This window comes from Streptococcus merionis DSM 19192 (assembly GCF_000380085.1).
Lineage (GTDB): Bacteria > Bacillota > Bacilli > Lactobacillales > Streptococcaceae > Streptococcus > Streptococcus merionis.
Genome location: NZ_KB904556.1, coordinates 1 through 14,145 on the forward strand (window position 1 = coordinate 1; position 14,145 = coordinate 14,145).

The 14,145-nt window shown below is 45.9% G+C and carries 11 protein-coding genes; 9 read left to right on the forward strand and 2 right to left on the reverse strand.

Features of this window, described 5'->3' with window-relative positions; translation table 11 throughout:
- Both A3I5_RS0107945 and nifJ read left to right on the forward strand, forming a co-directional pair.
- Nucleotides 1-213, forward strand: a 213-nt coding sequence (locus tag A3I5_RS0107945; RefSeq protein WP_018374061.1) for a BMC domain-containing protein, incomplete at its 5' end; no start/stop codon positions are given.
- A gap of 449 nt (nt 214-662) precedes the next feature.
- Nucleotides 663-4,295, forward strand: a complete 3,633-nt coding sequence (nifJ, locus tag A3I5_RS0107950; protein WP_018374062.1) for a pyruvate:ferredoxin (flavodoxin) oxidoreductase — start codon at nt 663-665, stop codon at nt 4,293-4,295.
- Between the two features lie 462 nt (nt 4,296-4,757).
- Here the strand turns inward: nifJ and rnjA are convergent, their stop codons facing one another.
- Entirely contained in the window at nt 4,758-6,437 is a 1,680-nt protein-coding gene (gene rnjA, locus A3I5_RS0107955) for a ribonuclease J1 (RefSeq protein ID WP_018374063.1), read from the reverse strand.
- Between the two features lie 3 nt (nt 6,438-6,440).
- Nucleotides 6,441-6,671, reverse strand: a complete 231-nt coding sequence (locus A3I5_RS0107960) for a DNA-dependent RNA polymerase subunit epsilon (RefSeq protein WP_018374064.1) — start codon at nt 6,669-6,671, stop codon at nt 6,441-6,443.
- A gap of 492 nt (nt 6,672-7,163) precedes the next feature.
- On the opposite strand from A3I5_RS0107960, the gene tsaB reads away from it, so the two are divergent.
- The 7 genes from tsaB (at nt 7,164) to fni (ending at nt 13,853) form a co-directional block, all read left to right on the forward strand.
- Entirely contained in the window at nt 7,164-7,856 is a 693-nt protein-coding gene (gene tsaB / locus A3I5_RS0107965) for a tRNA (adenosine(37)-N6)-threonylcarbamoyltransferase complex dimerization subunit type 1 TsaB (RefSeq protein WP_018374065.1), read from the forward strand.
- Nucleotides 7,834-8,268: a ribosomal protein S18-alanine N-acetyltransferase gene (gene rimI / locus A3I5_RS0107970; protein ID WP_018374066.1), complete on the forward strand. Its 435-nt coding sequence runs from the start codon at nt 7,834-7,836 to the stop codon at nt 8,266-8,268. Before tsaB ends, rimI begins: the two co-directional genes overlap by 23 nt.
- 4 nt (nt 8,269-8,272) lie before the next feature.
- Nucleotides 8,273-9,286, forward strand: coding sequence for a tRNA (adenosine(37)-N6)-threonylcarbamoyltransferase complex transferase subunit TsaD (gene tsaD, locus A3I5_RS0107975; RefSeq protein WP_018374067.1), 1,014 nt, complete (start codon nt 8,273-8,275; stop codon nt 9,284-9,286).
- An 82-nt stretch (nt 9,287-9,368) separates the two neighbouring features.
- Nucleotides 9,369-10,373: a mevalonate kinase gene (gene mvk / locus A3I5_RS11855; RefSeq protein ID WP_018374068.1), complete on the forward strand. Its 1,005-nt coding sequence runs from the start codon at nt 9,369-9,371 to the stop codon at nt 10,371-10,373.
- An 11-nt stretch (nt 10,374-10,384) separates the two neighbouring features.
- On the forward strand, nt 10,385-11,467 hold the full coding sequence (gene mvaD / locus A3I5_RS0107985) for a diphosphomevalonate decarboxylase (protein ID WP_051071101.1): 1,083 nt from the start codon (nt 10,385-10,387) through the stop codon (nt 11,465-11,467).
- Nucleotides 11,445-12,548, forward strand: coding sequence for a phosphomevalonate kinase (locus A3I5_RS0107990; RefSeq protein ID WP_018374070.1), 1,104 nt, complete (start codon nt 11,445-11,447; stop codon nt 12,546-12,548). Before mvaD ends, A3I5_RS0107990 begins: the two co-directional genes overlap by 23 nt.
- A 231-nt stretch (nt 12,549-12,779) precedes the next feature.
- Nucleotides 12,780-13,853 carry a type 2 isopentenyl-diphosphate Delta-isomerase gene (gene fni, locus A3I5_RS0107995; RefSeq protein ID WP_018374071.1) on the forward strand — a complete coding sequence of 358 codons (1,074 nt, stop codon included), beginning with the start codon at nt 12,780-12,782 and terminating at the stop codon, nt 13,851-13,853.
- Nucleotides 13,854-14,145: the final 292 nt, after the last annotated feature.

The following is a 14,145-nucleotide window of genomic DNA, read 5'->3' on the forward strand; positions in this document are numbered from 1 at the left end:
GCGGCTGATGCAATGGTTAAGGCAGCCAACGTGACCTTGATTGGTAAAGAACATGTCGGCGGTGGCTTGGTAACGGTCATGGTTCGTGGCGATGTTGGTGCCGTCAAAGCAGCCACAGATGCAGGTGCGGCAGCTGCTGAGCGTGTCGGCGAATTGGTATCAGTGCATGTGATTCCACGCCCGCATGCTGAAGTCGGTAACATCTTACCTTAGAATTGGTATTCACAACTCAACACGTTCGTTCAAGATGACTTTTCCGCTATAATGCAAGCGTTTTTCTTAAAAGGTCTGTTAAAAACTTATTTGTGAAGATTTAACTGCCAAGGTCGGCTAATCAAAGATGGAAATCTTAGAGTTTTTAGCAATGTCCTTAGCTTTGGGGACTGTTAAAGAAAGCGTAGGAGATGACTTTTGTATTAGGAAGTCAATGAAATGACATGAAAAGGACTAAACTATTGTGTCTTGTTCAATTGACATAATGATTTGAACAGGCTAGATCCTTTTATCTCGGATTCGCTTGAACCTAAAAACACTAAAGCAAGAGGATTCTTCCTAATTGGTCAGAGTAACCCACTCTTTCTTTTTAAGAAATGAAGGTTTTGAAGATCACTCTAAAGTACCTTGACTACTGGGCTTACTATATAAAAAGAGAAGGAGGCATTATGGCGCATCAAGAAATTATGGACGGGAATACAGCTGCAGCTCATATTGCCTATCATTTTAGTGAGGTAGCTGGTATTTTTCCAATCACACCGAGCTCTAGCATGGGAGAACATGCTGATATTTGGCAGACACAGGGGCGGCTTAATCTTTTTGGGCAGCCCCTTAAAGTGGTTGAAATGCAGTCAGAAGCAGGTGTAGCTGGCTTCGTTCATGGCTCATTAAAGACAGGAGCCTTGACGACCACCTTTACCTCCTCACAAGGTTTACTCTTGATGTTGCCAAACATGTATAAAATGGCAGGGGAGTTGCTTCCGACTGTTTTTCATGTGGCAGCGCGGTCTCTAGCAACAAATGCCTTGAGCATTTTTGGAGACCACAGTGATGTGATGGCCACCCGCCAATCAGGTTTTGCCTTACTAGCTGAAAGTTCTGTCCAAGAAGTAATGGATTTATCAGCAGTTGCGCATTTGGCAACCTTGGAGAGCAGTGTCCCTTTTATCAGTTTTTTTGATGGTTTTCAGACGAGTCATGAATGGCAGAAAATTACCGTTTTGGATTCTGATGATTTAGCTCCGCTTATCAATCAAGAAGCCTTGGAAATTTTTCGTTCTCGCGGTATGAATCCGAATCATCCTACAGTATCAGGGGTCAACCAGAGTCCAGACGTGTTTTTCCAGCAGCGAGAGACGGTCAATCGCTACTATCAGATGCTTCCTTATGTTGTTCAAAAGTATATGACCAAAATTAATGCTTTGCGTGGAACGGCCTATGATCTAGTGACCTATCATGGTCATCCTGAGGCTGCCGAAGTGATTGTTGCTATGGGATCAGTATCATCAACGATTGAGCAGACAGTGGATTACCTTAATCGTCAGGGGCGGAAAGTAGGTTTTCTCAAGGTTCATCTGTATCGTCCGTTTCCGACAGAAACGCTCTTGTCTAAAATTCCTCAGACGGCTGTCGCTGTCGCTGTTTTAGACCGGACGAAAGAAGCAGGAGCTATTGGTGAGCCTCTGTTTATGGACGTGCAAGCTGCGTTTTATGAAAGTGATCGACACCCTCGTGTCATAGGGGGACGCTATGGAATTGGCTCTAAGGAGACAAGGCCTGAACACATAGTTGCTGTCTTTGATGAGTTACGGCGTGATCAGGCAAAACGCCGGTTTACTATTGGAATTGATGACGATGTCACTAACTTATCGCTTCCAATTGGTGAGCCGCTAGATCTGACACCAGCAGGAACTTATCAAGCTAAATTCTGGGGACTTGGTGGTGACGGTGCTGTCAGTATGAATAAGGCCAGTATCAAAATCATTGGCTCTCAGACAGATAAACAAGTTCAGGGCTATTTCTATTATGATTCGCGCAAACAAAATGGCCTGACGATCTCCTACCTTCGTTTTGGGGATGAGCCGATTAATTCCTCTTATTTTATCCAGAACACTGATTTTGTGGGTGTAGCGACGCCTGCTTACTTAAGAAATCATGATTTGCTAAAAGGGTTGAAAAAAGGAGGCATTTTCCTTTTGAATACCACTTGGACGAAAGAGCAACTTTATCGAAGTTTGCCAAACAGCATTAAAAAGTATCTAGCAGATAAGGACATCCAATTTTACACGATCAATGCCTATAAGATTGCTACCCAATCTGGTCTTATGAGAAGGACGGGTATCTGCATGCAGGCAGCTTTTTTCCAGTTGACGCAAAGTCTGCCTATGGATAAGGCCGTTGAGCTAATGCAGGCAGAAGTGAGGCAAGCCTACGGCTCAATATCCCAAGAGCTTGTCCAGCAAAATTGTCAGGCCATCTCTGCCTCTCTTGATGCAGTGGAGAAAGTCGAGGTCCTTGAAGAATGGCGTCATTGTGAGCTTTCAAAACCTTTGCGCCAGATAAAAAAACAGGATCAAGAACAAATCCAAACCTCTGATCACTGCTTGAGGGGACATCAGATCACAGTAGGTCAGCTGGTTGGAAATGGCATGACTGCTGGTGATTTTCCTCTGGGAACATCTGCCTTTGAAAAACGCAGTTTGGCCCTAGAAGTTCCTCAGTGGGATGCCGATTTTTGTGTGCAATGCAATCGCTGTGCTTTTGTCTGTCCTCATGCGGCCATTCGTCCCTTTTTGGCAGATCAAGACGAGATTGATATTGCCCCTGAAGGCTACCGAGTTAGGGATTTAAAAGGGTCAGATGGACTCTTGTATCGTATTCAGGTTTCTGTGGATGATTGCACGGGCTGTGAACTTTGTGTGAAGGCCTGCCCAGCTAAAGGCAAAGCTTTAAAAATGATTCCAGCGACCCTTGAAAACGAACAAATGTTAAAAGAAGAAGCCATCAACTGGGCCTTTTCAATGACCCTACAAGCTAAAAATAACCCAGCTAAGCCAGGCACTTTGGCGCACACTCAATTTGAGAAACCTTTGCTAGAGTTTTCAGGAGCCTGCCCAGGTTGTGGAGAGACGCCCTATGTCAAATTGTTAACGCAATTGTTTGGTAATCGTATGATGATTGCGAATGCTACAGGTTGCTCGTCCATTTGGGGAGCAACAGAGTCCTCAACGCCGTATTGTACCACTGACAAAGGCGAGGGACCGGCCTGGAGCAACTCACTCTTAGAAGATAATGCTGAATTTGGCTATGGGATGATGGTTGCTAACAATATACGAAGAAAATCCCTAATTTCTCTTATGACAAAGGCAATGCCAATCGCGAGTTCTGATTTGGTTCAGCTGATGCAAGATTGGATCGAGCATATAGATCAAGGAAGAGGGACGCGAGCTAGAAGCGCTAAACTAACGAGTTTGCTGGAAGCTGAAATGTCAGACAATCCTGTTCTGCAAGAAATTTATGACAAACGCGACCTTTTTGTGAAACCATCCCAGTGGATTATTGGTGGCGATGGTTGGGCATACGACATTGGCTACGGCGGGCTAGATCATGTGATTGCCAGTGGGGCAGATGTTAATATCTTGGTCTTGGACAATGAAGTTTACTCAAATACAGGAGGACACATTTCTAAAGGGACACCAACATCAGCTATTGCTAAGTTTTCTGCAGCAGGTAATCAAGGTGCGAAAAAAGACCTAGGTATGATGGCGATGACTTATGGTAACGTTTATGTCGCTCAGGTTTCTAGCGGTGCAAATCCTATTCAGGTTATTAAAGCCTTTGAAGAAGCCGAAAGTTATCCAGGTCCGTCCATTATTATCGCCTATGTGCCTTGTATTGCTCATGGGCTTGCAGGGGGAATGAAGCAGAGCTTGCAGGAAGCCAAAGAAGCCGTTGAAGTGGGCTACTGGTCCTTGTACCGTTACAATCCAGACTTAATAGCCCAAAATAAAAATCCAATGGTACTGGATTTCAAGCGACCTAAGTTTGAAAAAATGCCTGATTTTATGCTGAATCAAAAACGATTTGCTTCCCTAAAACAAGTGAATCCAAAGGAGGCGGAGCGACTGTTCCAAAAAACGGTTGAAAATGCGAAACGTCGTTTTATGAATTATGCTAAGCTATCAGGAGATTATGACAAACTGCAAGAAGAGCAACAAAAAACAACCAAGAAGAAACCTCTTAAAGAAAATCATCACAGGGAAAATTCTCTTACGGATATTCTCAAAACGCTAGACTTCTAAGTGCTGTTTGAGAGAGTAAAATGAGTGTTTATTTGTGCTCTGTGTCAACTGTAGATCGTGACTGCTTGAACTAGGAAGTCCAGTAGTTCTCTAAAGTTCAGAGAAGCTGGTAGCAATACAAAGTAGTTAATGGGGTTCAATTGCCCCATTTTTTCGTAATGGAAAATTGATTTTCATAAGTATATCTTTTCAGTGGAAGGCAAGGAAATGTGGTGTATGATAGACTACAATCAATGAAATCTATTGTACGAACTAATAGGTTCCTGAACCTAGAATCACAGTTTAATACTTTCATTTAAGACTAGTTTTTCTGCTTCTTATTCAATCATTTTTCAAAATACAGTCAGTATTCTTTCAAAAATCACTCTCATTATCGTAAAAAATTATTCCAGTCATCGTGCTTTACTTGTGAATAGAGGTTAAAAAAGCCAGCTACTGTCAGTTTCTCACTAACAGTAGCTCTTACTTATCAGGTGTTAAAATCATCGGAATGATGATGGGTTCACGTTCTGTTTTTTCAGATAGGAAAGGTCTGAGGGCATTGACGATGGCGCCGTTAACGGTCTGGACAGAAGCGTCCTTGTTTTTGAGGGCAACGCGGATAGCATTAAAGAGCAGACGTTGGCTTTCACGGATGAGATCACCAGATTCACGCATGTAAACAAATCCTCGGCTGAGAATGTCTGGACCAGCTAGGATCATTTGAGATTTGAAATCAACAGTCGCAACAGCGATGACCACTCCATCTTCTGAGAGGTCTCGACGATCACGTAAGACAGCTGCGCCGATTTCGCCGATACGATTACCATCAACATAGATGTCCTGAGCGTTGAAATGGCCTGCAATACGAGCAGAGTTATTCGTTAAGGCAAGGACATCGCCATTTTCCATGATAAACGTATTTTCCTTGGGTACTCCAGTGTCAAAGGCTAGACCAGCATGGATTTTTTGCATGCGGTATTCTCCGTGGACAGGCATGAAGTACTTAGGTTTGATGAGGCTGAGCATGAGTTTTTGCTCTTGCTGGCCACCGTGTCCGGAGGTATGGATGTTATTGACTTTCCCGTGGATGACGTCAACGCCAGCTTCGGTGATTGTGTTGATCAGTTTGTTGACGCTAGTTGTGTTGCCAGGGATTGGGCTAGATGAGAAGATGACCGTATCACCTGGTTGCAAGCTCACCTGACGGTGAGTACCGTTGGCAATACGAGCTAGAGCTGCCATCGGCTCTCCTTGGCTTCCCGTGCAGAGTATCAGCACTTCACCAGCAGGGTAGTTCTTGATGGCGTTTGGCTCGATGATGGTTCCCTCAGGAACCTTGATGTAGCCAAGCTCGATCCCGTTGACGATGGCTTTTTCCATAGAACGTCCAAAGACCGCAATCTTGCGTCCCGTCTTGACAGCGGCTTCAGCGGCCTGTTGTAGGCGGAAAATATTTGAGGCAAAAGAAGCAAAGATGATGCGTCCGTGAATGCCCTCAATGATTTTCATGATGGACTGACCAACGACTTTTTCAGAATTGGTGAAGGTTGGAATCTCTGCATTGGTCGAATCTGACAGGAGACAGAGGACACCTTCCTCACCAAGCGCAGCCATTTTATGCAAATCTGCGGGCTCCCCAACCGGTGTAAAGTCAAACTTAAAGTCACCCGTACAGACAATCTTGCCTTGAGGCGTATCGATAACCACACCGAGAGGTTCTGGAATCGAGTGTGTGGTACGAAAGAAAGACACGCTGAGGTGCTTGAAGGTCAATTCGGTCTTGTGGTTAATTTCGTAAAGTTTGGCGTTGCGAAGAAGACCGTGCTCTTCAAGCTTCCCTCGGATAAGAGCGAGCGCTAGAGGCCCGGCGTAGATAGGAACATTGGCCTGCTTGAGCAGAAAAGGAATCCCTCCGATGTGATCTTCGTGGCCGTGAGTGATGACAAGGGCCTTAACACGATCCAGATTTTCAACGATATAAGAATAATCTGGAATGACATAATCAATCCCAAGGAGGTCGTCTTCGGGGAACTTAATCCCAGCATCAACGATGATGATTTCGTTTTGATACTCGATGCCGTAGGTGTTTTTCCCGATCTCACCCAGACCACCGATGGCATAAACGCCAACTTCTTCTGGTTTTAGGTTAATACTGGACATAGACTAAAACTCCATTAATTGAAAGGCACCAGTCTCTTTTTCATAGGCTAGGTGTTTCTCAGATAGCAGCTCGATGAACTCGATGTGGTAAGCAGTATTAGCTTCTACGATTTGGCGAGCCTTGATGCGACCAGCCAGCTCATTGTCAGCGTCAACTTCAAGATAAAGTGCCTTAGTCATCTCGCGTTTAGGATTAGTTGTTTTCGTTTCTTGGTAAAAAATTTTGTAAATCATGTGGTTCCTTTCATAAAAAACGGCCAAAAATGTCTGTGGAAAAACACCCAACTCGCAAAAGCGGGTTGAGAATGGCTGATCCAAAATAGTGTAATGCATTGACCTGATGTAATTGTACTCAAATTATATCATAATGTGAGGGAAATGAGCAAGTTCAGAAGCACAGGAAAATAATTTAGATTCAGTTGGAAGGTGAGTAAAGAGGTTGAAACAGACAACCATGATGGCTTCGTCCTTGCCCGAAAAACTATGTTATCTTTGAAGACTACGTATAAATAATCAAGCCCATACTGATTGCATGCTGAAAAGGCGATTGATAAGTACAGAAAAATAGCCTTGAGTGAGCATGCTTAGGCGTGTCCACGGATTCAAATATTCTGAACAGTTGAAAAATAAGTCTTTTAAAGGGTTCAGGTTTCTTTTTTGACATATATTTAGTAAAATAGAGGAAGATTATATTGCTTGAAAATGGTGAGAAACGAAAGAAAACCTATGAATATTTTAGCCCTAGATACCTCTAACAGAACCCTGTCTGTCGCTCTTTTAGCAGATGAAGTGTTGCTTGCAGACATGACGCTTAATATTAAGAAAAATCACTCTATTACTCTTATGCCGACCATTGATTTTTTGATGGCACAGGTTGGCTGGATGCCGGCTGATTTGGATCGCCTTGTGGTGGCTCAGGGGCCGGGTTCCTACACCGGCTTGCGGATTGCAGTGGCGACGGCTAAGGTTCTGGCTCAAGCTCTCCAGATTGACCTAGTCGGCGTGTCTTCGCTTGAGGCCCTTTTGCCAGATGAACGCTCAGGGATAGTGGTTCCTCTCATAGATGCTCGCCGTAATAACGTCTACACGGGATTTTATGAAAATGGCAGAGCAGTTGTGCCTGATGGTCACCGCAGTTTTGAAGATGTCCTTGCAAAACTGCAAGAGATGGATCTTGAACAACTGACCTTTGTCGGAGAGACGACTGCCTTTGCTGAGCAGATTGCGACAGCTTTTCCAGCGGCTGTCATTACACCAAGCCTGCCCTGTGCCTACCGCATTGGGCGTTTAGGAGCAAGCTTAGAACCAGTTGACATCGATAGCTTTGAGCCTTGCTACCTCAAGCGTGTCGAGGCTGAGGAAAATTGGCTTAAAAACCATGAGGAGAGTGACCGTGATGACTACATCAAACGGGTCTAGGCTGACTGCGGAGCTGGTCTTTGACATTCTAAATCAGGTTTATGAAACCTCTCCTTGGAGCATGGCTCAGATTGAAGCGGATATGGCGCGTGAAGACACGATTTACTATGGTGTGGCGGACAAGGATTGGGTCGGTTTTCTAGCTCTTCAGGAATTAGCAGGGGAGTTGGAAATCACTCAGATTGCGGTTTTACCAGCCCATCAGGGTCAGGGGCATGCCAGTCGGTTGATGCAGTTTTTAGATGATCGGATAGAACCTATTTTTCTGGAAGTGCGAGCTAGCAACGCGCCAGCTATTGCCCTTTATCAAAAACACAAGTTTCAAAAAGTCGGCTGTCGTCGAGCCTACTACCACAATCCGATAGAGGATGCCCTTTTGATGATGCGAGAGGGTAGAAAAGAAAATGAGTGAAAAAATGGAAGATAGATATATTTTAGCCTTTGAAACGTCTTGTGATGAAACCAGTGTTGCTGTGCTTAAAAATGAAGACCAGCTCCTCTCCAATGTCATTGCAAGTCAGATTAAGAGTCATCAGCGTTTTGGTGGTGTGGTGCCTGAAGTGGCTAGTCGTCACCATGTGGAGGTTATTACGGCTTGCATTCGTGAAGCTATGGACGAAGCAGGCGTGACGGTAGAAGATTTATCTGCGGTAGCGGTAACGGAGGGGCCAGGCCTAGTTGGAGCCCTTTTGGTTGGCCTTTCAGCGGCCAAGGCCTTTGCTTGGGCGCACGGCTTGCCACTGATTGCTGTCAACCACATGGCAGGGCATCTCATGGCGGCACGTCAAGTCAAAGCCTTGGTCTATCCGCTTGTGGCTTTGCTGGTCAGCGGTGGTCATACAGAGCTGGTCTATGTGGCGGAACCAGGAGATTACAAGATTATCGGTGAAACACGGGATGATGCGGTTGGTGAGGCTTATGACAAGGTTGGTCGTGTCATGGGCTTGCCCTATCCTGCGGGGCGCTTGATTGATGAGCTAGCTCATCAGGGTCAGGACGTTTATGATTTTCCAAGGGCCATGATTAAGGAAGACCACTTGGAATTTTCCTTTTCAGGGCTCAAGTCTGCCTTTATCAACCTGCACCACAATGCTGCCCAGAAAGGCGAGGCATTGGTTCAAGAAGACTTAGCAGCTTCCTTTCAGGCGGCCGTTTTGGATATTCTTATGGCTAAGACCAAGAAGGCGCTGGAGCGCTATCCTGTCAAGACCCTAGTCGTGGCAGGTGGTGTTGCAGCCAATCAGGGGCTGCGAGAGCGCTTGGCTGAGGAAATCAGAGATGTGGAGGTGATTATTCCGCCTCTTCGTCTCTGTGGGGACAATGCGGGTATGATTGCTATGGCAGCAGCGGTAGAGTTGGAAAAGGAGCATTTTTCGGATTGGTCACTCAATGCACGGCCTAGTCTGGCTTTTGATTCTTTAGAGCCTTAACGATAGGTCAAGCTTGGGTTTTCTGAAAAACTTTCTAAATCTATGGTATAATGCTAGAAGAATTAAGAAAAAGGAAAAGGACATGGTTCAGTCAGCACAGGGACGCGCGAGCGGCAAGATTATATTGATGGGAGAGCATTCGGTGGTTTATAGCAAACCAGCCATTGCTCTGCCTTTTGCTGCGGTCCAGGTTTTGACGACTGTGACAGAGACAACAGGTGACTTGTCGGTCAACTGCGCTTTTTACGATGGCCTGGTTCACGAAATGCCTAAGGTTTATGAGAGTTTAAAGCATGCTATTCGCTTTTCTCTCTATCGCTTAGGTGTTTCGCAAAACCCGGCCATTCACATTGAGATTACATCGACGATTCCAGCAGAGCGGGGGATGGGGTCAAGCGCTGCAGTGGCAGTCTCTGTCGCTAGAGCCCTCTTTAGCTTTTATGACAAGGAACTGACTGCCAAGGAACTTTGGGATATTGCTCAATCATCGGAGCGCATTGCTCATGGCAATCCTTCGGGGGTGGATGTGACGACCATCAGTCGGGAACAATCGGTTTATTTTGTTAAAGATGAGGCAATCGAGGTGCTCAATCTAGATTTACCAGCCTATCTGGTCGTAGCAGATACGGGCAAAATTGGTCATACCTTAGAAGCTGTCCAGCATGTGGCAGATTGGATGGAAATGGAAAATGAAGGGACTGCCGACCTCTATTTTAGCCCACAAGGTCATATCGAAGCTCTGGGCCAACTGGCTAAGACTAGCAAAAAAGCCTTGCTCAATCAGGACATCAAAACCTTAGGAGACTGCATGAACCAAGCCCAGACCTATTTGGTTGATTTAGGGGTGTCCGACAAGGGGTTGGACAGACTGGTTGTTGCTGCGCGTCAAGCGGGAGCACTGGGAGCTAAGTTGACAGGTGGCGGTCGTGGTGGCTGTATGATTGCTCTCGTAGAAAGTTTAACCAGTGCTAAAAAAATCGCTGTGAAATTAAAAGAGAGTGGTGCGACTCAGGCTTGGTTACAGAGTTTGGGAGCTAGTTCAGACGAGAAGCTATTGCAGGGAGATTTTTTCAAAGGAGATGTATGACAGCTTTAAAGATGAATAATCCGAACCAATTTGGTGAATTGCTTCATCAGACGGACTTGAAAGGTGCTACAGTCGGACGAGCGCGTGCGCATACCAATATCGCCCTTATCAAATACTGGGGGAAGCGAGATAAGAGTCTTTTTTTACCTATGAACAGTTCTCTGTCCTTAACCTTAGACGCCTTTTATACGGATACTCAGGTGATTTTTGATGAAAACTTGACTGAGGATTGTTTCGTTCTCAATGGTTTGACACAGTCAGAGACAGAAACCGCTAAAATCAGCCGTTTCTTGGACCTCTTTCGTCAGGACTTTAAAGAGAATCGCAAAGCTCACGTCATGTCCTACAACTTTGTTCCAACGGCAGCTGGTTTAGCCTCATCAGCCTCTGCCTTTGCAGCCTTAGCCATGGCAACGCAGGAAGCGCTTGGTCTTGAGTTGGATAGAGAAACGTTGTCAACCTATGCTAGACAAGGTTCAGGATCCAGCACTCGTTCTCTTTTTGGTGGCTTTGTTGAATGGGATATGGGGACCAATTCGAGCGACTCGGTCGCGCGTCCTGTAGACGATGCTGACTGGGACGTGGCTATGATTGTTCTAGCTATTAACACCCAGCAAAAGAAAGTTTCTAGCCGTGTGGGGATGGAGCACACTGTGGCGACATCGCCCTTTTATCCAGCATGGGTAGAAACGAGCAAGCAGGATCTAGCAGCCATCAAGAAAGCTATTGCTCAGCGAGATTTTACCAAGATGGGGGCAATTACTGAGCACAATGGCATGAAGATGCATGCGACCATGCTCTCAGCTAATCCGCCTTTTACCTACTGGGAGCCAGAATCAGTGCGGGTGCAAAATCTGGTTCGCCAAGTCCGTGAGAAAACGGGCCTTTTGGCCTATATGACCATGGACGCGGGGCCAAATATCAAGATTCTCTGCCGCGCTTCGGAAATGAATCAGCTGGTGGCTGTCCTTGCCCAAGACTTCCCACGGGAGAAAATCATCACGAGCTTACCAGGTCGAGCCGCTCATCATCTGACAGCCGAAGACTGGCAAGCTAGCCAAATGGTATTTTATGAACAAAGCAACAAGAACTAAAATTCAAGCCCAAGCGCCTGGCAAACTTTTCATTGCAGGGGAATACGCTGTCGTTGACGGAGCACCAGCCATCATCGTGGCGGTTGATCGCTATTTGAAGGTGACTGTGACTCCGACGGACGCCACAGGTAGCCTGACTTCCAGCCAGCAACCAGATCTGAGCTTTTCATGGACTCGTCAAGCAGGACGAATTGTTTTTTCACAGCACCAACCTTTCACTCTGGTGGTGACAGCCATGCAGATGGCAGAGGACTATCTGAGCGATTGTGGCATTTCAGTTACAGATGAAGTGTACGCTCTTCAGATTGAGAGTGAGTTAGATGATGAGATTACCGGTCAGAAGTACGGGTTAGGCTCTAGTGGGGCGGTCACCGTGGCAGTCATTCGTGCGATTCTGACCTATTTTGGCCAGCCCGCACCAGCTATGCTGGTCTACAAATTGGCCGTCCTGACCCAGCTCAAACTCCAGCTCAAGGGCTCTTTTGGCGACTTGGCGGCTTCTTCATTTGGTGGCTGGATTGCCTATTGTCGTCCTGATAAGGATTGGCTTTTGAGGGCAATGGCAGAGCAGACGATTTGGCAAATCACTGATCAAGCTTGGCCAGATTTACAAGTAGAGTCTTTGAGCTTGCCAGCAGAGCTGAAACTTTTAGTCGGATGGACCAAATCTGTCGCCTCCACAGAAGACCTAGTTGGGCAGATGCAGCAGGCTCTCTCTGAAGAGGATAAAATCCAAGTTCATCAGGACTTTCTAGCTAAGAGCCACTCCTGCGTCGATGGCTTGATAGCAGGTTTTAAAAGAGGCGACAAGAATGCTATCTTGGCAGGATTGCGCCAGAACCGCCAGATTTTACAAGCCTATGCTAAGCAGGTCGGTTTTGTCATTGAGACTCCTGCCTTGATTAGTCTTATGACTTTAGCAGAAGAAGTTGGTGCAGCCAGCAAGACCTCAGGTGCTGGAGGGGGCGACTGCGGCATTTGTCTGCTAGAAACGCCAGAACAAGAAGTTCAAATCAGACTTGTTTGGAAGCGTGCAGGCATTTTACCCTTGGATTTGACACCAGCTAAGTCCCAAGATTAAGTACGGTTTAACGCTTTCTTTTGGAGTTGCTGCTCCCTCTTCATCGTTTGTTATTCAACCGACAATTAAAAATGTTACTTGTAATACAGATTTTATAGTTGATTGAAACAAGATTAGGACAAAGTTATTTCAAAATCAGAGCATCAGCTAGTATACATTTTTGAACCACAGTTGTATCGTTCTTGATTCAATTGACGATAAAACCTCTTTGACAAAGAAAAAGGACAGACCATGACCCAGCAAATCAATCGCAAAGACCAGCACGTGGCCCTTGCTAATCAACAGTACCAAGCCCAGTCGGGGGCTGATTTAGCAGCACTGCGCTTTGTTCACCGATCCTTTGTAGAGCTAGATGTGGCAGAAGTTAGCACGGAAACGAGTGTCGCTGGCTTCGCTTTTACTAGCCCTTTTTTCATTAATGCCATCACGGGCGGAAGTCCTCAGACGACAAAAATCAATCAGCGCTTGGCAATCTTGGCGCGTGAGACCGGTCTGGCCCTTGCGAGTGGATCTGTCAGTATCGCCATGAAAGACCTCGAGGCAGCTGAATCCTTTAAGGTCATTCGTCAAGAAAATCCCAAGGGACTAGTTTTTGCCAACTTAGGTGCTCACCATGGTTTAGAAAATGCCAAGCGGGCTGTTGAACTCTTGGAAGCCGATGCTCTCCAGATTCATGTCAATGTGCCTCAGGAAATCGTTATGCCAGAAGGAGAACGCGCTTTCCGAGGTTGGCTGGACAATGTCGAGCTTATCGCCGCTAAATTACCTGTGCCTGTCATCGTTAAGGAAGTTGGCTTTGGCATGAGCCGAGAGACAGTTGCAGAGCTCCATGCTCGTGGCGTCAAGGTGGTAGACATTTCAGGTCGCGGAGGAACAAACTTTGTGCGCATCGAAAATGCTCGCAGGCAAAGGGCTAAGTACGATTTTTTGGAAAATTGGGGACTGAGCACCGTAGAAAGTCTGCTTGAGGCTATGAGCTTATCAGCTGGACAAAGACCGCAAATCATCGCCTCAGGCGGCGTCCAAAATGCGTTGGATGTGATTAAGTGTCTGGCTTTAGGTGCGGATCTCGTTGGCTTATCAGGTCAAGCTCTCCAGTGGGTCCGCAAGCCGGACAGCCTAAGTGCGGCTATTGAGACCATTCAGATCATGCAGGAGCAGATCAGAGAAATCATGACGATCTTGGGGGCCAAGACTATCGCTGACCTTCGCCAAACAGACCTAGTTCTTCCAGCCAGTATCCAAAACTGGGCTCAGGCGCGTGGGATTGACACGTCAGAGTACGCTAGGCGAAGCAGCATTTAAATTGAAAAAGAAAACGGCTAGATAGTGGACTTTCTTAAATCTGCTATCTAGCCGTTTTACAGTTCAAACACGATGTCAAAATAGTTTATCACTGGAGTTGTTTAGGAATCGAAAAATAGGTCAAAGATCAAATTCCTCATAGCCTAAGAAAGTTGATTGCAATAGCGATTTGACAACTTAGAATGATAATTGATAAAAAGAGCATGACTTCGAAAACTACCTTTCTTGGAGTTGTCCATGTATAAGAACAAATGGAAAGCGGGCTTTCTGTGATCAAAAATACTGATGTGGA

Bases quoted from the DNA above. Each gene is read 5' to 3' on its own strand.
- A3I5_RS0107960 (WP_018374064.1), bottom strand. From the start codon at position 6,671: ATGATTTACAAAATTTTTTACCAAGAAACGAAAACAACTAATCCTAAA.
- tsaB (WP_018374065.1), top strand. From the start codon at position 7,164: ATGAATATTTTAGCCCTAGATACCTCTAACAGAACCCTGTCTGTCGCT.
- rnjA (WP_018374063.1), bottom strand. From the start codon at position 6,437: ATGTCCAGTATTAACCTAAAACCAGAAGAAGTTGGCGTTTATGCCATC.
- nifJ (WP_018374062.1), top strand. From the start codon at position 663: ATGGCGCATCAAGAAATTATGGACGGGAATACAGCTGCAGCTCATATT.
- mvk (WP_018374068.1), top strand. From the start codon at position 9,369: ATGGTTCAGTCAGCACAGGGACGCGCGAGCGGCAAGATTATATTGATG.
- tsaD (WP_018374067.1), top strand. From the start codon at position 8,273: ATGGAAGATAGATATATTTTAGCCTTTGAAACGTCTTGTGATGAAACC.
- A3I5_RS0107990 (WP_018374070.1), top strand. From the start codon at position 11,445: ATGAACAAAGCAACAAGAACTAAAATTCAAGCCCAAGCGCCTGGCAAA.
- fni (WP_018374071.1), top strand. From the start codon at position 12,780: ATGACCCAGCAAATCAATCGCAAAGACCAGCACGTGGCCCTTGCTAAT.
- rimI (WP_018374066.1), top strand. From the start codon at position 7,834: ATGACTACATCAAACGGGTCTAGGCTGACTGCGGAGCTGGTCTTTGAC.
- mvaD (WP_051071101.1), top strand. From the start codon at position 10,385: ATGAATAATCCGAACCAATTTGGTGAATTGCTTCATCAGACGGACTTG.